At 36.1% G+C, this 21839-nt stretch carries 25 protein-coding genes; 21 read left to right on the top strand and 4 right to left on the bottom strand.

The window, feature by feature from the left end; translation table 11 throughout:
- Positions 1–195: 195 nt before the first annotated feature.
- Positions 196–843: a TVP38/TMEM64 family protein gene (locus V7S74_RS05695; protein ID WP_406777808.1), complete on the bottom strand. Its 648-nt coding sequence runs from the start codon at positions 841–843 to the stop codon at positions 196–198.
- A gap of 56 nt (positions 844–899) precedes the next feature.
- On the opposite strand from V7S74_RS05695, the gene hisH reads away from it, so the two are divergent.
- Genes hisH through V7S74_RS05670 form a run of 5 tightly spaced genes read left to right on the top strand, consistent with a single transcriptional unit; the run spans position 900 to position 3926 of the window.
- Positions 900–1487 carry an imidazole glycerol phosphate synthase subunit HisH gene (gene hisH / locus V7S74_RS05690; RefSeq protein ID WP_406777807.1) on the top strand — a complete coding sequence of 196 codons (588 nt, stop codon included), beginning with the start codon at positions 900–902 and terminating at the stop codon, positions 1485–1487.
- 1 nt (position 1488) lies between these two features.
- Positions 1489–2217 carry a 1-(5-phosphoribosyl)-5-[(5-phosphoribosylamino)methylideneamino]imidazole-4-carboxamide isomerase gene (hisA, locus tag V7S74_RS05685; RefSeq protein WP_406777806.1) on the top strand — a complete coding sequence of 243 codons (729 nt, stop codon included), beginning with the start codon at positions 1489–1491 and terminating at the stop codon, positions 2215–2217.
- Positions 2211–2972: an imidazole glycerol phosphate synthase subunit HisF gene (gene hisF / locus V7S74_RS05680; RefSeq protein WP_406777805.1), complete on the top strand. Its 762-nt coding sequence runs from the start codon at positions 2211–2213 to the stop codon at positions 2970–2972. Before hisA ends, hisF begins: the two co-directional genes overlap by 7 nt.
- A gap of 7 nt (positions 2973–2979) precedes the next feature.
- Entirely contained in the window at positions 2980–3579 is a 600-nt protein-coding gene (gene hisIE, locus V7S74_RS05675; RefSeq protein WP_406777804.1) for a bifunctional phosphoribosyl-AMP cyclohydrolase/phosphoribosyl-ATP diphosphatase HisIE, read from the top strand.
- 8 nt (positions 3580–3587) lie between these two features.
- A complete protein-coding gene (locus V7S74_RS05670; protein WP_406777803.1) occupies positions 3588–3926 on the top strand; it encodes a phage holin family protein in 339 nt (112 codons plus the stop codon).
- A 111-nt stretch (positions 3927–4037) separates the two neighbouring features.
- Here the strand turns inward: V7S74_RS05670 and V7S74_RS05665 are convergent, their stop codons facing one another.
- The 3 genes from V7S74_RS05665 to V7S74_RS05655 all read right to left on the bottom strand — a co-directional run bounded on the left by V7S74_RS05665 (position 4038) and on the right by V7S74_RS05655 (position 5248).
- Positions 4038–4238 carry a hypothetical protein gene (locus V7S74_RS05665; RefSeq protein ID WP_406777802.1) on the bottom strand — a complete coding sequence of 67 codons (201 nt, stop codon included), beginning with the start codon at positions 4236–4238 and terminating at the stop codon, positions 4038–4040.
- A gap of 12 nt (positions 4239–4250) precedes the next feature.
- Positions 4251–4670 carry a helix-turn-helix domain-containing protein gene (locus V7S74_RS05660; RefSeq protein ID WP_406777801.1) on the bottom strand — a complete coding sequence of 140 codons (420 nt, stop codon included), beginning with the start codon at positions 4668–4670 and terminating at the stop codon, positions 4251–4253.
- A 221-nt stretch (positions 4671–4891) separates the two neighbouring features.
- On the bottom strand, positions 4892–5248 hold the full coding sequence (locus tag V7S74_RS05655) for a nucleotidyltransferase family protein (RefSeq protein WP_406777800.1): 357 nt from the start codon (positions 5246–5248) through the stop codon (positions 4892–4894).
- A 43-nt stretch (positions 5249–5291) separates the two neighbouring features.
- Here V7S74_RS05655 and V7S74_RS05650 point away from each other — a divergent pair, with 43 nt between their 5' ends.
- From V7S74_RS05650 to V7S74_RS05575, 16 genes are all read left to right on the top strand, one after another.
- Positions 5292–6662: an MFS transporter gene (locus tag V7S74_RS05650; protein ID WP_406777799.1), complete on the top strand. Its 1371-nt coding sequence runs from the start codon at positions 5292–5294 to the stop codon at positions 6660–6662.
- Between the two features lie 164 nt (positions 6663–6826).
- The gene (locus V7S74_RS05645) at positions 6827–8125 is read left to right on the top strand and encodes a UDP-glucose dehydrogenase family protein (protein ID WP_406777798.1); all 1299 of its coding nucleotides are present in this window, start codon (positions 6827–6829) and stop codon (positions 8123–8125) included.
- Positions 8126–8136: 11 nt separating this feature from the next.
- Positions 8137–9204, top strand: a complete 1068-nt coding sequence (gmd, locus tag V7S74_RS05640) for a GDP-mannose 4,6-dehydratase (protein WP_406777797.1) — start codon at positions 8137–8139, stop codon at positions 9202–9204.
- A 2-nt stretch (positions 9205–9206) separates the two neighbouring features.
- Complete coding sequence (gene rfbF / locus V7S74_RS05635) at positions 9207–9977, top strand: glucose-1-phosphate cytidylyltransferase (protein ID WP_406777796.1); 771 nt, start codon at positions 9207–9209, stop codon at positions 9975–9977.
- A gap of 4 nt (positions 9978–9981) precedes the next feature.
- The gene (gene rfbG, locus V7S74_RS05630) at positions 9982–11061 is read left to right on the top strand and encodes a CDP-glucose 4,6-dehydratase (protein WP_406777795.1); all 1080 of its coding nucleotides are present in this window, start codon (positions 9982–9984) and stop codon (positions 11059–11061) included.
- Positions 11054–11977, top strand: a complete 924-nt coding sequence (locus V7S74_RS05625) for an NAD-dependent epimerase/dehydratase family protein (protein WP_406777794.1) — start codon at positions 11054–11056, stop codon at positions 11975–11977. The genes rfbG and V7S74_RS05625 overlap by 8 nt, the downstream gene beginning before the upstream one ends.
- Positions 11967–12779, top strand: a complete 813-nt coding sequence (locus tag V7S74_RS05620) for a transketolase (protein ID WP_406777793.1) — start codon at positions 11967–11969, stop codon at positions 12777–12779. The genes V7S74_RS05625 and V7S74_RS05620 overlap by 11 nt, the downstream gene beginning before the upstream one ends.
- On the top strand, positions 12772–13653 hold the full coding sequence (locus tag V7S74_RS05615; protein WP_406777792.1) for a transketolase family protein: 882 nt from the start codon (positions 12772–12774) through the stop codon (positions 13651–13653). The genes V7S74_RS05620 and V7S74_RS05615 overlap by 8 nt, the downstream gene beginning before the upstream one ends.
- Before the next feature lie 11 nt (positions 13654–13664).
- Positions 13665–14972, top strand: a complete 1308-nt coding sequence (gene rfbH, locus V7S74_RS05610; protein ID WP_406777791.1) for a lipopolysaccharide biosynthesis protein RfbH — start codon at positions 13665–13667, stop codon at positions 14970–14972.
- Between the two features lie 41 nt (positions 14973–15013).
- Positions 15014–16468, top strand: a complete 1455-nt coding sequence (locus V7S74_RS05605) for an oligosaccharide flippase family protein (RefSeq protein WP_406777790.1) — start codon at positions 15014–15016, stop codon at positions 16466–16468.
- On the top strand, positions 16458–17516 hold the full coding sequence (locus tag V7S74_RS05600) for a glycosyltransferase family 10 domain-containing protein (RefSeq protein WP_406777789.1): 1059 nt from the start codon (positions 16458–16460) through the stop codon (positions 17514–17516). Before V7S74_RS05605 ends, V7S74_RS05600 begins: the two co-directional genes overlap by 11 nt.
- Positions 17509–18477: a glycosyltransferase family 2 protein gene (locus tag V7S74_RS05595; protein ID WP_406777788.1), complete on the top strand. Its 969-nt coding sequence runs from the start codon at positions 17509–17511 to the stop codon at positions 18475–18477. The genes V7S74_RS05600 and V7S74_RS05595 overlap by 8 nt, the downstream gene beginning before the upstream one ends.
- Positions 18474–19283, top strand: coding sequence for a DUF268 domain-containing protein (locus tag V7S74_RS05590; protein ID WP_406777787.1), 810 nt, complete (start codon positions 18474–18476; stop codon positions 19281–19283). Before V7S74_RS05595 ends, V7S74_RS05590 begins: the two co-directional genes overlap by 4 nt.
- On the top strand, positions 19283–20098 hold the full coding sequence (locus V7S74_RS05585) for a hypothetical protein (protein WP_406777786.1): 816 nt from the start codon (positions 19283–19285) through the stop codon (positions 20096–20098). The genes V7S74_RS05590 and V7S74_RS05585 overlap by 1 nt, the downstream gene beginning before the upstream one ends.
- Positions 20095–21039 (top strand): GDP-mannose 4,6-dehydratase, encoded by a 945-nt coding sequence (locus V7S74_RS05580; protein ID WP_406777785.1) that lies wholly within the window; start codon positions 20095–20097, stop codon positions 21037–21039. Before V7S74_RS05585 ends, V7S74_RS05580 begins: the two co-directional genes overlap by 4 nt.
- The gene (locus V7S74_RS05575; RefSeq protein WP_406777784.1) at positions 21029–21838 is read left to right on the top strand and encodes a glycosyltransferase family 2 protein; all 810 of its coding nucleotides are present in this window, start codon (positions 21029–21031) and stop codon (positions 21836–21838) included. The genes V7S74_RS05580 and V7S74_RS05575 overlap by 11 nt, the downstream gene beginning before the upstream one ends.
- The last annotated feature ends 1 nt before the right edge of the window (position 21839 follow it).

Genomic DNA, 21839 nt, shown 5'->3' with positions numbered 1-21839 from the left:
CCGCAGGAGAAAGTCGTCCTTCGGACTTGGTCGCGACTATGTCGCTTAGTCGTCACTTTGTGACTCAGTCGCCCTACGAATTTGAACTTTGATCTTTGAAATTTGAATTTTGACACATTCTGTCAATACCTGAAAAGTCGCTCCCCTACTTCACACTTATTTCATCAATAGTGCCAAAAAAGCCCAGAAACACCATTACTTAAAAGAACGGCGTCCTAAAATATACATCCCCGCTGCTGAAACAATCAAAAACAAAAGAGAAACCACATCTTGCCAGCGCAAAAGCTCTGGTCGGGCAAACAACAAAGCCCACGAAGACGCCGAAATTCCGGTAAACACGGCTAAAAATGTACGAGGGAGCATCCCCAAAGTTCCAGCCGTTATAAACCAACGAAAGGGCACGCCCACAAAGGCCATAATGGCGTTTGTGATCGCAAAGGGGAAAATAGGAGAAAGCCGCGCGAGGAATACCCACGAAAAGGAGGATGACCGCACGTTCGTTAGGAAGCTAGAAGGAACGCGCGACAGCAGAGCTGTCGCGCCGAATTGTTTGGCAAGAAAATAACCCAAAGCCGAAGCCGCCGAATATGCCAAAATCAAGGGCAACAAACCCGAAAACCCATACACATAGCCCGTAAACAAGGCAAAAAACGTCGTAGGACAAAGCGCCAGGCCCATAATCAAGGCTGCACAAATCCAAAAGACCACCGATCCCAGCAAAGAAAATGACGTAAAAAACGAAGGATTTGCCAGCGCGTAATAGCCCAAAAAGCCAGACGCCAGCAGTGGTAAAAGCCCCATCCAAACAAGGTAAAGCGATTCGTAAACGAGTTTTTTGTTCATAAAAGGGCCGCGCGAAGGAGGCAATTATCCCCCAAAGTTAATACCTTTGTACGCTTATGGAAATTGCAATCATAAAATACAATTCGGGAAATGTGGCGTCGGTGATGTACGCGTTGGACCGTATTGGGCAAAAGTACAAGTGGACGGATGATCCTGAGGAGATTAAAAAGGCCGACAAAGTGATTTTTCCGGGAGTGGGTGAGGCGAGTACGGCGATGGCCTATTTGAAAGAAAAGGGCCTCGACACCTTGATAAAAGGTCTAAAGCAGCCAGTTTTGGCGACTTGCATCGGCATGCAATTGTTGTGCAAGCACTCGGAAGAGGGGAATGTGGATTGCATTGGGGTGTTTGACGTGGAGGTGAAGAAGTTCCAAAGCAAAGACTTGAAAATCCCGCACGTCGGGTGGAATTCGATCACCGCAAAAGGCGATAATCCCTTAATGAAAGGGCTGAAAGAAGAAGAATTCGTCTATTTCGTGCACTCGTTTTATGCGCCTGTAAATGCGTACACGACAGCGGTTTGTGAGTATGTGCAACCGTTTTCGGCGATGTTACACAAGGATAATTTTTATGCCGCGCAGTTTCACGCGGAGATCAGCGGCAAGGCTGGTGAACAAATTTTGAAAAATTTCTTAGCACTTTAATATGTTTCAATTAATTCCGGCGATCGATCTGATAAATGGGCAATGCGTACGCTTGACTCAGGGGGATTATGGCCAAAAAAAGGTCTATTCCGAGGATCCTTTGGAGATTGCCAAAGCCTTTGAAGGAGCTGGAATTCAGCGATTACATTTAGTGGATTTGGACGGAGCAAAGGCAAAAAAGATTGTCAATGCACACGTATTAGAGCGTATCGCATCGAACACATCGCTGCACATTGATTTTGGCGGAGGAGTTCAGTCCGACGAAATGATCGATACTGCTTTTTCAGCCGGTGCAGCCCAAATCACCGCCGGCAGCATTGCCGTTCGCAATCCAGAATTAGTCTGCGAATGGCTACAGAAGTACGGATCAGAGAAGATTATTTTAGGGGCAGATGCCCAAAACGAAATGATCGCCGTGTCTGGCTGGCAGGAGAATTCGAACATCTCGATTTTTGACTTTTTGCAGGATTATACGGCGAAAGGCGCGAAATATGTGATTTCAACAGACGTCGCCAAAGACGGATTATTACAAGGTCCCAGCTTCGATTTATATGAAAAGATTCAGGCTTCGAGCCCATCGCTGAGCGTGATTGCGAGTGGTGGCGTGGCTTGTATTGAAGATTTAGTCAAGTTGCGGGATATGCATTTATTTGGGGTGATTGTGGGGAAAGCGTTTTATGAAGGTCGGATTAGTTTAGCTGATTTGGCCAAATTTTCAGCAGCATGTTAACCAAGCGAATCATACCCTGTTTAGATATTAAAGAAGGGCGGACCGTGAAAGGGACGAACTTTGTGGACCTCCGCGATGCCGGCGATCCGGTGGAGCTGGGGGCCCTTTATGCCCAACAGGGAGCAGATGAGTTGGTATTTCTTGATATCACGGCGACAGTCGATGACCGCAAAACTTTAGTGAATCTAGTGCGCGAAGTTGCGCGCCACGTCAATATTCCCTTTACTGTGGGTGGTGGAATTTCGTCCATTGCGGATGTTTCAGCCTTGTTGAACGCCGGCGCGGACAAAGTTTCCATTAACTCCTCTGCCGTGCGCCGGCCGGAGCTGGTGGATGAATTGGCTTTGGCTTTTGGCTCCCAATGCATCATCGTCGCGATCGACACCCGCTTTGAACCCGCCGTGGGCCTGGACTTCGTCCACACCCACGGCGGCAGACGCATCACCGAACTTAAAACACTCGAATGGGCTCGCGAAGTTGAAAACCGCGGCGCTGGCGAAATCTTATTAACCTCGATGGACGCCGACGGCACGAAAGCTGGTTTTGCCTGTGATTTGACTGCGAAAGTATCCTCAGCAGCCTCCATTCCCATCATCGCCTCCGGCGGAGCGGGAACGATGGCCCATTTTACCGAAGTATTTACCAGTGGCAAAGCCGACGCCGGTCTTGCCGCAAGTATATTTCACTTTAAAGAAATTGAAATTTTGGCATTGAAGAATTACCTTGCAACCCAAGACATCCCGATGCGCATTTAATAGAAATATGTCAAAGCAACCTGATTTTTCCAAAGGCCTCGTGCCTGCCATCATCCAAGATGCGTCCACCCGCACGGTTCTCATGTTAGGTTACATGAACGAAGAAGCGTATGCGAAGACCGTTTCTGAGCAGCGCGTGACCTTTTTCAGTCGTTCGAAGAACCGTCTTTGGACCAAAGGTGAAGAATCAGGCAACTTCCTCGATGTCATCAGACTTTCGATCGATTGCGACGCTGACACCATTTTAATTCAGGCCAAACCAGCCGGCCCCACCTGCCACACCGGAGCAGACACCTGTTTCAACGAGTCAAACGCAGACAACGCCGCCTGGCTTGATCAACTAAAACACGTCATAAGAAGCCGCAAAACTGCTCCCGCTTCATCGTCTTACACCGCCTCTCTTTTTCAATTAGGCACCCACAAAGTTGCCCAAAAAGTAGGCGAAGAAGCCGTCGAACTCGTTATCGAAGCCTTAATGCAAAACGATGACCTTTTCAAAGGCGAAGCGGCCGACTTAATCTTCCACTTACTCGTCTTATTAGAAGACCGTGGCATCGATTTAAGCGAAATCATCGCCGTTCTTCAATCTCGTCACGCATCTAAATAATCTATCTTATGATCGGTTTCATCATTCGTTACATCATCATCGCCTGCGTCGTTTTAGTCATTCCCCGCTATTTAAAGGGAATTACCGTAGACGGATTTACCACTGCACTTTTAGTCGCTCTAGCGATGGGTTTCGTGAATTCGTTTATTAAACCCGTGTTAAAGATCATCAGCTTACCTATCACGTTTATGACTCTAGGGTTATTCTCTTTAGTGATCTCGGTAGGCCTTGTCTATTTAGTCGCTGCCTATGTTCCAGGGTTTGTGGTTACCGGCTTTATTGCTCCTTTGATTTTTAGCTTTATCGTGTCTCTTTCGACCTCTTTTGTAGGGCTTTTTACGAAATAAGACTCTGGGGGCACTTTTTGCTATAATTAGTCGAGATGTCTTGTAGCGACTTTTCAGGTATTGACACATTCTGTCAATACGCCAAAATACCTTCTGTACCCGCGCGACATTTCATCTATTCCTTAATTCATTCAAGAACTTCCGCGAATCAAAAATCAATGTCTTGGTCGTTACAGGAGCCACAATCACGGATTCGCTGAATACTTCTTTGTCTTTTTCGATGATGGTAATCGTCACTTTGGTGAACTTGTAGGGACCCATGTGGCCGTTGTAGAAGAGCAGGGGCTCTTTTGGGTTAAAGAAATTAAACATGTTTTCCAGGGTTTAGTGGTTAGTGACGCCGTGGCGGCGGAATTGAAAATGGCGTAGGGTGACGGCCTGGGTGTGGTCGTAGACGATAGCGTTTTTGAGGATGAGCTTGAAGCTGAATTTCCTTTCCAGCTTTACTTTGTGGAATTTGAGGTAGTATTTGACGTCTTTTTCTGCATCAGGCAAAGCATCCTCTACTAAATGTTCATAGCCTACAAAAGATCGTTTGATGCGTTCCCGCATCCAATACACACAAAGTTCGCGCGCGTCTACCTGGTGGTAATGGGCAAAAATGATGACGAGTTCGATATCTGGGATTCGGTTGCCGTTTTCGTATTTGCTCAAAAGTCCGGCATCGATCCCGAGATCCTGCGCCATCACGTGCAGCGGAACCGCACGGATGAGCTTCAGGTATCTAGAGAAGTGGTTAAACATATTGATTAGTGGTTTGGTGTTCCAAATGTATTCCCACTATTTCTCCCATCCTAACAGCTTATTGATAATCTAAAAAAGGGGTGTGATAATCATCGCTGAGCCGTATAAACGATTTTCAGGTGTTGACAGATTGTGTCAAAACCTGAAAACACGCTTTATAGAATTCCAACCGAGAGCATCAAAAATGGGCTATAGACTCTTCAGAATCAATATTACCAGTTTTAACTGCTAGGGTTTTCATAAATTAAAATTTTATCGTGGTTAAGGTTTTTTGTGATACTCTTTAATGGGGCTCCTAGCATGACTAGGTCGACTTCTAAGGTGAGAAGCTGGGAGAGGTCGTGTTGGATTTCGGCTAGGTCAAAAAGAGTGAACGGGGTGTTTTTGTATACTTGAATCTGAATATCGATATCGCTGGTGGGAGATTGGGTGCCACGGGCGTGGGAGCCAAAGATCCAGGCGCGGCGGATGGGCGCTTTTTGTTGGAAGTAAGTGGCGATAAGATCGAGTGTATCCGAGTTCATGTAGGAAAGGTAGTGAAATCCGAATGGAATAATGAACAAGGCAATGTCAACCATTGTGATATTTTCTGTATTTTTAGGAATAATTCAATAAGAGCTTATGCAAGGAGTGGATACTATTTTTGATAATAATAAAGTGCCGGTAAAGAAGTTGTGGCAGGTGATTATGGCGTCGAGTGTGGGGACGGTGATTGAGTGGTATGACTTTTATATTTTTGGGAGTTTGAGTGCGATTATTTCGGTTAGTTTCTTTCCGAAGGAGGATCCGACGGCGGCGTTCATTTCGACGTTGGCGGCTTTTGGGGCGGGGTTTGTGGCGAGGCCTTTTGGTGGGGTGCTTTTTGGGAGGTTGGGGGATTTGATTGGGAGGAAGTATACGTTTTTGTTGACGCTGCTTTTGATGGGTGGGTCGACTTTTGCGATTGCGTTTATACCGAGTTATGAGAAGATTGGGTTGGTGGCTCCGGCTTTGCTTTTGGCATTAAGAATCATACAGGGATTAGCCTTAGGGGGCGAATATGGGGGCGCCGCCACCTACGTTGCGGAATATGCACCGGACGCAAAACGCGGGAAGTACACGTCCTACATCCAAACCACCGCCACCCTCGGATTCTTCGTCTCCATCCTAGTCATTTTAGTGACCCAGCAGGTAATGGGTGATGCGGCCTTCAAAGACTGGGGCTGGCGCGTACCTTTCGCCCTTTCCGGCATCCTCGTCGTCGTTTCCTATTTCATCCGCCGAAACATGGACGAATCGCCACTCTTCTCCAAACTCAAAGCCGAAGGGCGACTCTCCGAAAACCCCTTAAAAGAAGCTTTCGCGAGCAAGGCAAACCGCCGCTTAATGCTCATCGCGATGTTCGGCGCTATCGTAGGACAAGGCGTCGTCTGGCACACAGGCCAATTTTATGCCCAAATCTTCATCAACAAGATCCTGCAGGTCGATTTCATTACCACGAATCTCATTATCGCCGCGAGCTTAGTGGTGGGGACGCCTCTCTTCGTCTATTTCGGCAGTTTGTCCGACCGCGTGGGTCGCAAGAAAGTGATGCTGGGCGGGATGGCCCTCGCTGCGCTCGGGTACTACCCTTTATTCTCTTGGATGGCCAGCATCGTCTCTGAAGAGGGCACCCTAATCAACGGTTCGATTTTCCTAACCTGGACTGGCAAGCTTGAATTAGCCTTCATTTGCAGCCTATTGGTGAGTTTCGCGGCGATGGCCTACGGCCCGATCGCCGCCTTCCTAGTCGAACTTTTCCCAACCAAAATCCGCTATACCTCCCTTTCCATCCCATATCACTTTGCTAATGGGGTGTTCGGCGGTTGTGCCCCTTTCGTGGCCACCTGGCTGGGATCGATCACCCACTCAAATTTCGCTGGATTGTTTTATCCCATCGCCCTAGCGGCCTTAACGGTCATCGTGGGCGTGATTTATTTGCCAGAAACCAAGGGGAAAGCGTTAAGCGACTAAAATAGGACTTTTCCATTAATTCGGTGGACATATTTTGAAATATTCCCTTTAAATAAATATGCTTTGGCGCTAAACCAAAATGGGGGTATATTTGTTTCTAAATTTCGTTTTTCTGAGAACCCTTTTTGTGTGACTCAGGATGGCAAAGCCGTGGAGAAAGTAAAATGAAAATAGCAGTTATAGGTACGGGTTATGTAGGTTTAGTTTCAGGAACGTGTTTTGCTGAGACTGGAAACACCGTGACTTGTGTTGATATAGATCATGTTAAAATTGATCGATTGACTCATGGAGAAATTACCATTTATGAACCAGGTCTTGAGAAAATGTTTCTTAAGAATCTGAGAGATGGTCGTTTAAAGTTTACTACAGATTTAAAAAAAGGAATAGAAGGCGCACAGATTGTTTTTCTAGCACTTCCTACCCCGCCAGGTGAAGATGGAAGCGCTGACCTAAAATATGTATTGGGTGTAGCAGATAAATTAGGTCAGATATTAGAAGATTACAAGGTTATTGTAGATAAAAGTACAGTCCCTGTGGGTACTGCCGATAAAGTTAAGGATGCAATTGCAAAACATTCCAAAGTTGAATTTGATGTGGTTAGTAATCCTGAATTTTTGCGTGAGGGGGTTGCGGTAGAAGACTTTATGAAACCAGATCGGGTGGTAATCGGGTCTAGCTCAGATCGTGCGAAAAAAGTTATGGGGGATCTTTATGCCCCTTTCGTGCGTCAAGGTAATCCTGTCATATATATGGATGAAAAAAGTGCTGAATTAACTAAGTATGCGGCTAATTCATTTCTCGCAACTAAAATTTCATTTATGAATGAGATTGCTCAGTTGTGTGAACGTTTAGGAGCAGATGTTGATATGGTGCGACGTGGGATAGGAAGTGATGATCGTATAGGTAAAAGATTCTTATTTCCTGGTATTGGATATGGAGGCAGCTGTTTTCCAAAAGATGTGCAAGCTTTAATCAAGTCATCTGAAGAAGTTAAATATGATTTTCAGATTTTGAAGTCGGTTGAAAAAGTAAATGAAAATCAAAAAACGCATTTAATTCCAAAGATTCAATCTCACTTCAATTACGATTTAAAGGGTAAGCATTTTGCTTTATGGGGTTTAGCTTTTAAGCCAAATACAGATGATATTCGAGAAGCACCGGCATTGTATATTATTGAATCTTTAATCAAATTGGGGGCTACAATCTCAGCATATGATCCAGAGGCGATGAATAATGTGAAGGGACAATTGGGCGATATTATTCAATATGCGATCAATCCTTATGAAGCTCTGAAAGGCGCTGATGCTTTAATTATTGCAACCGAATGGTCTGAGTTTAGAACGCCTGATTTTGATCAAATTGAAGGCCAATTAAAAAATAAAGTCATTTTCGATGGCAGAAATCTTTATTCCAAAGAAGTTTTTAAAAATTCCAATTTAATATATTATAGTATAGGTCGATAAATTTTGTTATTTTGAAAAAAGCATTAGTTACAGGAATTACAGGTCAAGATGGCGCATATCTTGCAGAATTTTTATTGAAAAAGGGCTATGAAGTTCATGGCGTAAAGCGTAGATCGTCTTTAATTAACACACAGCGAATAGATCATTTATATCAAGATCCACATGTACCTGATCGTAATTTGCATTTGCATTATGGAGATTTAACTGATAGCACTAATCTTATTCGCATTATTCAAGAGGTTCGGCCAGATGAAATTTATAACTTGGCCGCAATGAGCCATGTTCATGTTAGTTTTGAAACCCCTGAATATACTGCAAATGCTGACGGTATAGGAACATTGAGAATACTGGAGGCTGTACGATTGTTAGGCTTGACAAAGAAGACTAGAATTTATCAAGCATCAACATCAGAGCTTTATGGTCTAGTTCAAGCTGTTCCTCAATCTGAGACCACACCATTCTATCCACGTTCCCCTTATGCTGTAGCAAAACTATATGCTTATTGGATTACGGTTAATTATCGAGAAGCTTATGATATGTTTGCGTGTAATGGAATATTGTTTAACCATGAGTCGCCACAAAGAGGAGAAACTTTTGTTACTCGTAAAATTACCCGTGCAACTGCTAAAATTGTGTTGGGTCAAGAAGAGTGTTTGTATTTAGGAAATTTAAATTCTGAAAGAGATTGGGGACATGCGAAAGATTATATAGAGGGAATGTGGTTAATTTTACAACAAGAAAAGCCTGAGGACTTTGTTTTAGCAACGGGAGTAACTACCACAATTCGTGAATTTGTTCGAATGTCATTTTCTGAATTAGGTATAGAATTAGCGTTTAGTGGAGAAGGTGAAAATGAAGTAGGCTCAGTCGTGAAATGTACCGGAGATTTTAAGCTCGAAATTGGAAAAGTAGTGGTAAAGGTAGATTCTAAATATTTCAGGCCTACTGAAGTAGATCTTTTGTTAGGTGATCCCACAAAAGCAATGAATAAATTAGGCTGGAAACCAAAATATGATTTAAAGTCATTAGTCTCTGAAATGGTCAAATCTGATCTTTTACTTTTTTCTAAATCAATATAATTATGAAAGTTGTAATCCTTGCAGGCGGATTGGGTACAAGATTGTCTGAAGAAACCACGATTAAACCTAAGCCAATGGTAGAGATTGGTGGAATGCCAATTTTGTGGCACATAATGAAAATTTACTCATCTTATGGCTTTAATGAATTTGTGATTTGCTTGGGATATAAAGGATACGTTATAAAAGAATTTTTTAATAATTATTTTCTGCATCGGTCTGATATAACTGTCGATTTAAAAAATAATAAAGTAACATTTAATGATAGCGATGCTGAACCTTGGACTATTACACTAGTTGATACCGGTGTTAATTCTATGACAGGTGGGAGAATCAAAAGAATTCAAAAACATATAGGCAACGAACCTTTCTTTTTAACATATGGGGATGGTTTATCAGACGTAAATTTATTAGAATTATTATCTACTCATAAGAAGGCTAATAAATTGTTGACTGTGACTTCAGTTCAGCCCAACGGTAGATTTGGAGCACTTAATCTTTCAGAAACAAATGAGGTATTATCATTTTTAGAAAAGCCTAAAGGTGATGGTTCATGGATAAATGGAGGGTACTTTGTATGTGAACCTGAAGTTTTCAATTTCATAAGTGGTGATGAATCTGTTTTTGAAAAAGAACCTATGGAAAATCTGGCGAAAGGTGGTAAAATGCAAGCCTACTTGCATCATGGTTTTTGGAAACCAATGGATACTCTTAGAGATAAAGTTGAGTTAGAGCAACAATGGGATTCCGGCAGTGCGCAATGGAAAATATGGTAGGATTATGTTAGAAGATTTAATTAAAGTATACAAAGGCAAAAAAGTATTCTTAACTGGTCATACAGGATTTAAAGGTGCGTGGCTTTTAAAAATTCTTTCAATTTTACAAGCTGAAGTAAAGGGGTACGCTTTAGATACAAATTATGAAAATGATTTGTATAACCTATTGGATGGCAATACTCTTTGTAATTCTGTAATTTCTGATTTAAGAGATAAGGAATCTTTGGAAAATGAATTATTATCTTTTGAACCTGACTTTATATTTCACCTTGCCGCACAACCATTAGTTCGCTATTCCTATGAGTTTCCGCTTGAAACATTTGAAGTGAATGTAAACGGCACGGCCAATTTACTAAATGCTGTTAGAAAACTTCAAAAAAAGTGTTCTGTCGTATTGATTACCACGGATAAAGTTTATCACAATAATGAGTGGGTTTATCCATATCGTGAAAATGATCGACTTGGTGGCTTTGATCCTTACAGCTCTAGCAAAGCATGTTGTGAACTTGTTATTGATTCCTTCAGAAATTCTTTTTTTCATATCAATAATTTCGATCAACATAAAAAAGCATTAGCAGTTGCAAGAGCAGGAAATGTAATAGGTGGTGGAGATTGGAGTAAAGATAGACTTGTGCCTGATATTGTAAATGCGATTCAAAGTCAAATCGAAGTTATATTGAGAAATCCAAACTCAGTTCGACCTTGGCAGTTTGTTTTGGAGCCATTATTGGGATATCTTAGTTTAGGTTCAAAGTTATCAGCTAATCCTGTTACGTTTTCTTCCGAATATAATTTTGGCCCATATTCAAACGATGTTCTTTCAGTACAAGAAATGGTTCAAAAAGCAATAGATGTTTATGGTGAGGGAGGATATTCTTTGGACATCAATAATTCACATCCACATGAAGCAGGATTGTTAAAACTTGATATAAGTAAGGCACAGGACGAATTAAATTGGCATCCTAAATACAACTCTGCAAAGGCAATTAATGTTACTATTGAGTGGTATAAACAAGCAAGATATAATAAGTCTAGTATTAGAGAATTTACTGAAATGCAAATTCTAAATTATTTCAATGAATAATAGGGCTGTATTAATTACTGGAATTTCTGGATTTTTAGGTTCGCAAATTGCAAGGCAATTGTTGTTGGATGGATATAAAGTATTTGCAACTAGAAGAAAAAAAACTGATCTAGCACGATGTCAGGACTTCAAATCTGATATTAGTTGGATTGATTTAGAAGATGGTGATTGGCAAAATAAAATAATTAAATTAATGCCTGACATTATTATTCATTCTGCTTGGTTAGGTGTTTCAGCAAATGATAGAGATAATTGGTCAGTTCAATTTTCAAATGTTGAATTTGTTTTAAATCTACTTTCAATAGCGAAAAGTTGCAAGGTAGAAAAGTTTATTGCTTTTGGATCTCAAGCAGAGTATGGTGTTTTTTCAGGGGTAATTGATGAAAAATATCCTACAAACCCATCTAGTTCCTATGCTTCTGCTAAAGTTGCCGTTTCTCAAATAATTAATAATTATTCAACTTTAAATGGGCTTAATTGGTATTGGTTCAGACTTTTTTCATTTTTTGGTGAGCAAGAGGATAGTAATTGGTTAATTCCAACTTTAATAGAACGAATTAATAATTTGGAACGAATGGATATGACTCCAGGGGAGCAAAAATATGCTTACATGTATGTCGGGGATTTAGCTAAAATAATTTCTAAAATTGTCGGTTCTAATCTAGAGTCTGGAATTTATAATATTAGTTCTTCAAGTGCGATTAGTTTAGTGGAATTAACCCAGAAAATATTAAATATCATTAAACCCAAAAATTCACAAATAAATTTTGGGGCAATTCCTTACAGGGCTAATCAGTCAATGCTTATTCAAGGGTCTAATAAAAAATTAGAATTGGCACTTGGAATCGAAATTCAAGAAACCTATTTTGAAGAATCTTTAACTAGTGTTATTAAGTATAAATTAAATGAAAATTAATTCATCTTTGCAATTAGCTAAAGAAGCTCGAAAATTATCACTTAAAATGGTTGTTAATTCAAGAGCTTCACACATTGGTAGTGCGTTATCAATAGCGGATATTTTGTCTGTTTTGTATTTTGATATTTTAAAAATCAATAAAAAGGAATTAAATGACCCAGAGAGAGATATATTTATTTTGAGTAAAGGTCATGCCTGTGTCTCAGTTTATGCAGTTCTTGGATTGATGGATTTTTTTCCATTAACGGAACTGGATTCGTACGGGAATAATGATTCTAATTTTATGAATCATATTAGTCACAAAGTTCCAGGGGTAGAGTTTTCTACAGGTTCTCTTGGGCATGGCTTGCCTTTTGCAACAGGTAAAGCACTAGGCTCAAAAATACGGTCCTCAAAAAATAAAGTATTTGTTATAGTTGGTGATGGAGAATTAGATGAAGGGAGTAATTGGGAGGCGTTATTATTTGCTTCACATCATAAATTAGACAATTTAGTAGTTATTGTAGACTATAATAATCTTCAAAGTTTAACCACTGTTGAAGAAACTTTAAATCTAGAGCCATTAACCGACAAATTTGAATCATTTGGCGCTAATGTTTTTCAAGTTGATGGTCATAATCACGTTGAGTTATTTGATATAATTAAGAAGTCAATAGAGTTTGAGGGAAAGCCTACTGTAATCATAGCCAAGACTATTAAAGGGAAAGGGGTTTCTTACATGGAAAATAAGGTTAAATGGCATTATAGTACTCCATCTCTAGATGAGTTGCAAATTGCTATAAATGAGATTAATAATGCGTAATACTTTTATACAACACTTAAAAGAAAAGGCTAAATTAAATGAGAAGATTGTTCTTGTCGTTGGAGATTTAGGATATTCAGTTATAGAAGAATTTGAGAAAGAATTTCCTGATAGATTTTATAATGCAGGTATTTCTGAACAAAATATGGCTTCAATGGCGGCGGGTTTGGCATCTGAAGGATTCCATGTTTTTATTTATTCAATTGCCAATTTCCCGACATTTAGATGTGCAGAACAATTAAGAAACGATGTTGGGTATCATAATTTACCTGTTACAGTAGTTTCAGTTGGGGGGGGATTGTCGTATGGCAATTTAGGTTATTCACATCATGCAATTCAGGATTTGGGTTTAATGAGACTATTCCCTGAATTTACTATCGCTAGTCCGGGAGATCCAATTGAAACACGAGTATGTTTAGATTATTTGTTAGAAAACCCTGGACCATCTTATTTGAGGTTAAAAAAAGCGGGGGAACCTAATTATAATTTAGATTCTCCAAATATTAATCCAGGAGTTTGGAATGAAGTTGTTCCTACTCATAATGGTAAGATTCTTTTAACGACTAGTGGTGGATTACAAATTGCTCATCAATTATTAAAGGCAAATTTGGAGTTGTCTGGTTTTGGAATATTTTCTTGTCCAATTTGGGGTGCATCGTTTAAATTTATTCAACAACAGCAAATTGACAAGTTTGATGAAATTGTTACAGTAGAAGACCATTTACTCGATTGTGGATTTGGTTCATGGATAAGAGAGTCCATAGTTAATCAAGAATCTCAAGCTAAAATCACCACAAAGGCATTAAGTTTAGATGTAATAGGAAAAGTGGGAACTGAAGAGTATTTATTAAAAGTAGGGGGATTTAATATTTAGAAGAAAATTTTATGATTCAAAATTTAGTAAACCAACAATTAGTTGATTCGATTAAGGAAATTGCAAGAGCGAAAACAACTAAAATTATTGTTCCTGGAGAAAATTATATACCTGTCACAGGTAAAGTATTAGATGAGGACGATATACTTTTGGGAGTGGATTCAATGTTGGACGCTTGGCTTACTGCTGGTAGATTTTCAGATGAGTTTGAGAGAAAATTAGCTAGTTACATGGGGTCACGATTTTCATTTTTAGTTAATTCGGGATCCTCTGCTAACTTATTGGCATTTTACGCATTAACATCTCCTAAATTAGGAGAAAGGGCTATACGCCCAGGGGATGAAATTATTACAGTAGCGGCAGGTTTTCCTACTACAATTAACCCAATGATACAATTTGGTTGTATCCCTGTTTTCTTGGATATTGATATTCCTTCATATAATATTAAAGCAGATCAAATAGAGTCCGCAATAACTCCTAAAACTAAAGCCATAATGCTTGCTCATACTTTAGGCAATCCATTCAATTTAGATATTGTAATGCAAATTGCAAAAAAATATAATTTATGGGTAATTGAGGATGATTGTGATTCTTTAGGAGCAACTTTTAATGGTAAAAAAACAGGCACATTTGGAGATTTAGCTACTTTATCTTTTTATCCAGCTCATCATATAACAATGGGAGAAGGTGGCGCAGTGCTAGTTAATAATGCGAAACTTAAAAAAATCACAGAGAGTTTTAGAGATTGGGGTAGAGATTGTTGGTGCCCGCCAGGCAAGGATAATACCTGTGGTGAAAGATATTGCCAAAAGTTGGGGGATTTACCTGAAGGATATGATCACAAATATACATATAGTCATATTGGATTTAATTTAAAAGCAACTGATATGCAGGCTGCATTAGGATTAAGTCAATTAAAAAAGGCAGATTCTTTTATTGAAAAACGAAGATTAAATCATAAACTACTTTATAATAAATTAAAACCGTTTGAGGAGCATTTTATTTTACCAGAATCAACATTAAATTCAGACCCTAGCTGGTTTGGTTTTATGCTTACTATTAGGGATGGCAGTAAAATAAATAGAAATGATTTAGTTGAGTATTTAGAAAAGAATAAAATTGGAACCAGGCTTCTATTCGGGGGTAATTTAATAAAACAGCCAGCGTATAAGAATTCTAATTATCGGATTTTAAATTCATTAGATAATACTGATAAAATCATGAATGATGGATTTTGGTTAGGAGTTTGGCCGGGGTTAAATGAAGATCATTATGATTATATAATTGGAGTTTTATATAAATTCTTGAATAAACAATAAGAGATTTCTTCTAAAATTCTTTATTTTAAAATAAGCACATTTTGTTAAAAGTAGATCAGCTTCCTAGTATATTTCTTCAGGGCTCCTTATTTTATTCAATTCGTCAAATTATTATAACGGTTGTCAATTTAGCAACTACTATTTTTTTAACACGATTACTACTCCCAAGTGATTTTGGGTATATTTCATTAGTTACTATCGTTATCAGTGTAATATCTATATTGTCTGATGGTGGTCTAGGGGTATACCTAATTCAAAGAAAAGAGGAAGTCTCTGATGATGATATTTCAGATATAACTAATTTTCAATTAGTTATATGGATTTCCATTTTTTTAGTCTTATTTCTAATCTGGCTATTCCCAATTTCTGATAAAATAAGCAATATTGGTATTTTATATTTGTTAGTTTCTTCAATATCTATTCCCTTTAGTATATTTAAAGCAGCATCAATTATTAAGCTTGAGAGAGGGCTAGTTTTTAATAGAATTGCACTCATTGAATCTCTGGAACAAATTACCTATTCCATAATAGCAATTTCATTAGGATACTTTGGTTTTGGAGTTTGGGCCATTGTTTTTGCATTAGTTTCAAAGGCTGTTTTTTCATTTTTGCTCTCATATGTATTATCTCCAATAAAATTTAATTTTTTTTCAACATTAAAATTAAGGGAGTTAAAGAAAGCAATCCTAATTGGCTTAAGCTATCAAATACCTTCGATTTTTGAAACATTAAGGTCATTATTGAATCCCGTTGTAATTGGCTTAACTCTCGGAATGAATTATTCGGGATTTACTGATAGGGGTATTTTAATTGCTTCAATTCCAACTACATTTTTAGGTACAGTATGGCAAAAAATTCTATTTCCTTTGGTCGCTCGAATTCAAGGAGAAAAAAAAATGCTTTCATCTGTATATGAAAATTCGCTTTATATTCATTCTATTCTAGATAAGGCGATTTATTTGCCGTTTTTTCTTCATGGGAAAGAGATTATATCATATTTTATTGGTGATAAATGGCTGCCTATTTATCCATTTATATTAATTTTTGCTTGTGGCAATATTTTATTTTCGTCTTATACCACGACTACAATTGCTTTTTTTAAAGGATTGGGATTTGCAGATGTTATGGCGAAGTGGTCATTATTTCAGTTTCCGCTTGCAATTATTTTTATAAGTATTTTTACATTCTTTTATGGATTTTATGGATTTGCTTTAGGATCGCAAGTTTTATGGTGTGGAATATTTTATTTTAATAAGTATTTAAATAAAACGTTAAAGGTGTCTTTTTTAAGATCGATTATTGTTCCATTAATTTCATTTTTAGTTTCATATGTGGTATTTAATTTCGCACTTGACCTTTATAATTTTAATTTATTAGTTTTAATATTTTTTGAATTATTGTTTTATTTAATAATAATATTCTTATTGGATTTCGCCAAAATTAGACTTATTGTAAAAAATTATAAATTTCAATACAATTCTTATAATGAAGAATAAAGTTGTAATCTTTGATACGGATAATTCACCATTCTTAAATAATATATTTGATTTAAACGTAGCATCTAAATATCCTGGGGCAAAAAGTATTTATTTGTTTTCTGAGTTATGTAGAAAAAATGGTTTTAATATTGTTACTGCTGATTTTGCCATAAGCCAAAATTTAGATCTTAAAGATGCTTTAATTGTAACGGAGATACAATCTTCGTACACTAATGAACTTTGTAAGCGAGGAGCTATTAAACATTCTTTGATTTGCTTAGAAACACCTTCTTTTTCTTGGAAATTTTATCATAACTTAAAAGAAATAAGCTCAAAGTATTTGCATTCTTATTTATTCAGAGGAACAGAAAAACTAGTTAGTAAAGAGACTCAATTTCACCCAATGGTCTTTCCTCAACCTGATTCAAGTCAAGTTAAAATTAATAGGATTAATGGTTGGGGGGAAAGAAATTTTTTGGTTTTGCTTAATAGTAATCAAGTTAGATTTTTATATAAACCATTACATATTTATGCTTCATTTCTTAATAAATATTTGAAAGAGGAATTGTATTCATTAAGGAGAAAAGCTATTTGTTATTTTAGTCAATTTGATGATTTTAAACTTTATGGTAGAGGCTGGGATAAAAAATTGTTTGGGATTTCTGACTATGAATTTAATGCTGCGTTGTCGGTGTACAAAGGTTCTGTAGATGATAAAATTAGTACCTTGTCAAATTTTAAATTTTCTATTTGTTTTGAAAATGCCACTTTTGGCGGTTATATCACTGAAAAAATTTTTGATTGTTTTTATGCCGGATGTATTCCAGTTTATTTCGGTGCTATTGATGTGGACCAGTTTATCCCAAAAACATGTTTCATAGATTTTCGAGATTTTAATGGTTTTGCCGATCTCAATTCTTTCCTCAGAGAAATTGATGAATCTAAATTTATTGAATATCAAAATTCTATTCAGGATTTTCTTGATTCTGATAAGTTTTTAATATTTTCTGAATCTTATTATGCTAAAAAGTTATTTGATAATTTAAATATTATAACTAGTGAGTAGTGAATTAGAGGTTTATATACTATCCTATAATAGGCCGGAATATTTAATTAGGTGTATTCAAAGTGTTCTAAATCAAACAATTGTAGGATTTCCAATTATTGTTCTTGATAATGCAAGTGATTTTGATGTTGTGAGTGTTGTTAGTCAATTTGAAAATGACAGGATAAGTGTAGTAGCTAACCCAGTAAATATTAATTCATTTAATAATTTCACCAAAGCTATTAGCTTATCAAAATCTAAATTTTTGACTGTCTTTCATGATGATGATTGTATGGCCCCAAGTTTACTTCAAGAACAACTTAACATTTTTAACGAGTATCCTGAATTAGGCTTTGTTACAACTGGAGTTAATCTTGTTTATAATGAGGATGAAATGTTGGATTTTTCAGTTTTAAAATCAAGTAGATCTGGCTTCGAATTATTTAATTCTAAATGTGCAATTCTTGACGAGTATTTTGGAGGTAAAATTTTCGGATTCAGTACGGTAATGTATAATAGAAGTATTATTACATCTGTTGTGCCTGAACCACAACGGTTTGCCCAAGTTATTGATAGAGCTTATCTATTAAAACTATCTGAATCTTATTCATTTGCCTATATGGATTCCCCGAATTGTAATTCATTTCAACATATTGGACAAGATTCTTATAATCGCACTTGGGATTTTATGTTTGATCTTAATTTAATTCAATTTTATATAGAATGTTCATTAAAATTTGAAAAGAAATATCTAATTAAATTTATTTTAAATGAGTTAGCCCTTTTATATTGTTTGCGTCATCCACTTCCGAATTTAAGACAAGTATTTAATTGTATTAATAGTGTCAGTTTATTCGAAAAGTTTAGTTTTATAATCATTTATCTTCCATACAATTATCTAAGAAATAAACTTGTTTTTTTTATTAAAAATGTCTTGCCAATTGGTTTTTATAATACACTTATTAAGTTAAAGAAATTATGATAAAGTTAGAGCGTATATCATTACTTGTAGTTTTAAATAGATGGCTTATTCAATTTGGGATTGATATAAGGCGAACGTATTTTGCTTTTCGGGCATTGCCATCTTTATTTAAAGAATATTTTATTTTGAAAAAGTATTCGGATGCTGATTGGCCAGTTGAATTATCATATCCATGTTTAAATGATAGATTTGATTTTGCAGGTACAATTGATAAGCAATATTTTCATCAAGATATATATGTAGCAAATCAAATTTTTTCTAGGGATCCATTTAGCCATATAGATATTGGGTCTCGTATTGATGGCTTTATTGCACATCTAGCAGTATTTAGAAAGATTAAAATTATTGATATCAGACCTGTTGATTTAGGTTTAACTAACGTTGAGTTTATTCAGGCAGATATTTGTTCTGAAAATTTTAAAATGAATAATGCTGTATCAGTTTCATGTCTTCATACTATAGAGCATTTTGGTTTGGGTCGTTACGGAGACCCAATCGGTTTTAAATTATGGGAAGTTGGAATTTCCAATATTTGGAACATTGTAGATGATTCTGGGATACTTTATTTGTCATTTCCTGTAGGAAAGCAAAGGATTGTTTTTAATGCCCACAGAATATTTAAGCCGTCAACAGTATTAAATAATTTGAAAAATTCTAAAATATTATCTTTTGTATATATTGACGACGAAGGAAAATTTAATGAGACTCTCCTTACTAATTATAGTGATATAGATAATGTAGTAGCGAATTTTGATTACGGATTAGGAATTTTTGTTCTTCAGAAAAGTATTGTAGATAGTATTTAATGGATCAAATTAGAACTAATTTTTTAGTATGTACGTGTGAAAAAACTAAAGATGTCGCATTCCATATGCTGACTTCTTTTTTTAAGTGTGTTGATCCGATGATGAATCTAAGAATATACCTTGGATCTTCAATTAGTGATTTGGGAGATTTTGCCAAAAGTAAAGTACAGGTAATTGAAACACCTCAAACAAATTGGAAGGATGAAACAATTTTTCAACTTAAATATTTAAAAAATCAAGATCCAAGTTGTCAATATATTGTACTACTTTTAGACGATTTTATTTTTAAAGGACGAATTAATACTAATGAATTTTATGATCTCATTTTACACATGAAAAAGGAAGAAATTAAATATCTTTCCTTAAAACCATCATTTGATAATGTGTTCTTGAAAATTGTTGATTTTTTTAAGTCAAGAGAGATTTCAAATAATTTATCAATTTATAAGGTTAGAAATTCACATCCTTATTTTTATTCACTTCAAGCAGCTATATGGAATATTGATTATCTTTTGAACTCTTTAGAAAGGTGTGAAAATATATGGCATTTTGAAAACATGAATCCTTCTAATGAAGATCATTTCGCATTGAATCGTAAAATTTTGAACTACACCCATATTGTTGAGAAAGGTGAGTGGGATTATCAAGCTAGCGAATTATGTATAAATTCAATAGGATTTTTTAATCCAGGCAATCGAAAATTTCGAAATTCTAACTTAATGTCTAGAATTTTAGTATATGTCAAATCTATTTTTTTCTTAATTTTCGGGTATTCTTTTTTAAGAATTAGACAAGTTTTAAATAAATTTAAATGAATATTTTAGTAACAGGTTGTGCGGGTTTTATAGGATCGCACTTGGTTGAAAACTTATTGGATAGAGGAGACGTTGTTGTTGGATTAGATAATTTTGACAACTATTATTCTAAAGAAATAAAGCTTCAAAATTTGGATAATATTTTGAAGAATAAAAATTTTTATTTTTACGAGGGAGACATACGTGATGAATTATTTTTAGAATCCATATTTGATTTAAACAAAATAGATGCAATAATTCATCTAGCAGCTCGAGCAGGTGTTCGTCCATCTATAGAATTACCAAAATTATATTGTGATGTAAATCTTATTGGCACAACAAATCTTCTTGAATTTTCTCATAAGTTTAAAATTTCAAAATTTGTATTCGCTTCATCATCTTCTGTATATGGGAATAATAGCTCATTTCCTTTTAAAGAAGATGATATAGTTGATTATCCTATTTCTCCATATGCTGCTACAAAAAAAGCAGGGGAGTTAATTTGTTATTCTTACCATCATTTATACAGTTTAAATATTTCTTGCCTAAGATTTTTTACTGTTTATGGCCCAAGGCAAAGACCTGAGATGGCAATTTCAAAGTTTATTGATTTGATCAGAAAAGGATCAGAAATTGAAGTGTATGCAAAAGGACAATCACTTAGAGATTATACATATGTTCAAGATATAGTAAATGGTATTTTATTGTCTCTTGAAAATTCTAACGGGTATAATATTTACAATATTGGGGGAGGGAAGCCAATAAAATTAATAGATTTGATTTCAGTGATCGAACAAAAATTGGGTATAAATGCTAAAATTAAGTATTTGGACAGTCAACCCGGTGATGTTGATATTACATATGCAGATTCTTCCAAAGCAAGTGAATTATTAGGTTATAATTCGGTTGTTACGATTGAAGAGGGAATTGAAAAATATATTGCCTGGTTAAATGAAAAATAATTTTTTTAGTATAATAATACCGACATATAATAGAAAGCATTGTATTGCTAACTCAATTAGTTCTGTTATAAGTCAAACTTTTAAAGATGTCGAAATAATTGTTATTGATGATGCTTCATCAGACGGCACTGTTGACTTAATAAATGATTTTATTTCTGGTAATAATAGTATTAAGTATTTGAGACTTGAAAAAAACAGTGGAACTAATATAGCCAAAAATGAAGGAGCAAGAATTGCCAATGGCGAATATTTAGTATTTCTCGATTCTGATGATTGTCTAATAAATAATAATTCTCTATTTCAAATAAATTCTAAGTTGGCGGAATTCAATTTCCCAAGTTTAGCGATGTTTTCTTGTATAGATTTAGATGGAAAATCACTTTCTAATAATCCCTTGTTTGAAGGGGTATTAGATTTTTCATCCTATTTTAAGGGTTTTATTGTGGGAGAGTATCTCCCAATCGTTCAGTCAGATATCTTTAAGAACCACATGTTTGATAGTTCAATTAGAGGCGGGGAGCATTTATTATGGCAAAAAATTGTGTTAAATACTAATCAAATACTTATTTCTTCTCTAGTAGTGAGGCTTTATGATAATAGAGGTTTAGATAGGATGTCTCATAAAAATTTTATTCAGATTCAGAGGATTTTAGATGTCTATGAAAAAGACATAATAATAAATTTTAATAGTTATTTAAAGTATAATATATTGGGGATGCTTTTAACTTCCTTGAAAATTGTATTTTATAAAGTTCAAATTTTTGTTTTCAAATTATTAAGACTTTTTCATGAAGATTGAT

The sequence above is a fragment of the Aquirufa novilacunae genome, from assembly GCF_045310505.1.
GTDB lineage: Bacteria > Bacteroidota > Bacteroidia > Cytophagales > Spirosomataceae > Aquirufa > Aquirufa novilacunae.
Note: the sequence above shows the minus strand (reverse complement) of the source record. Positions and strands in the feature narration are given on the sequence as shown.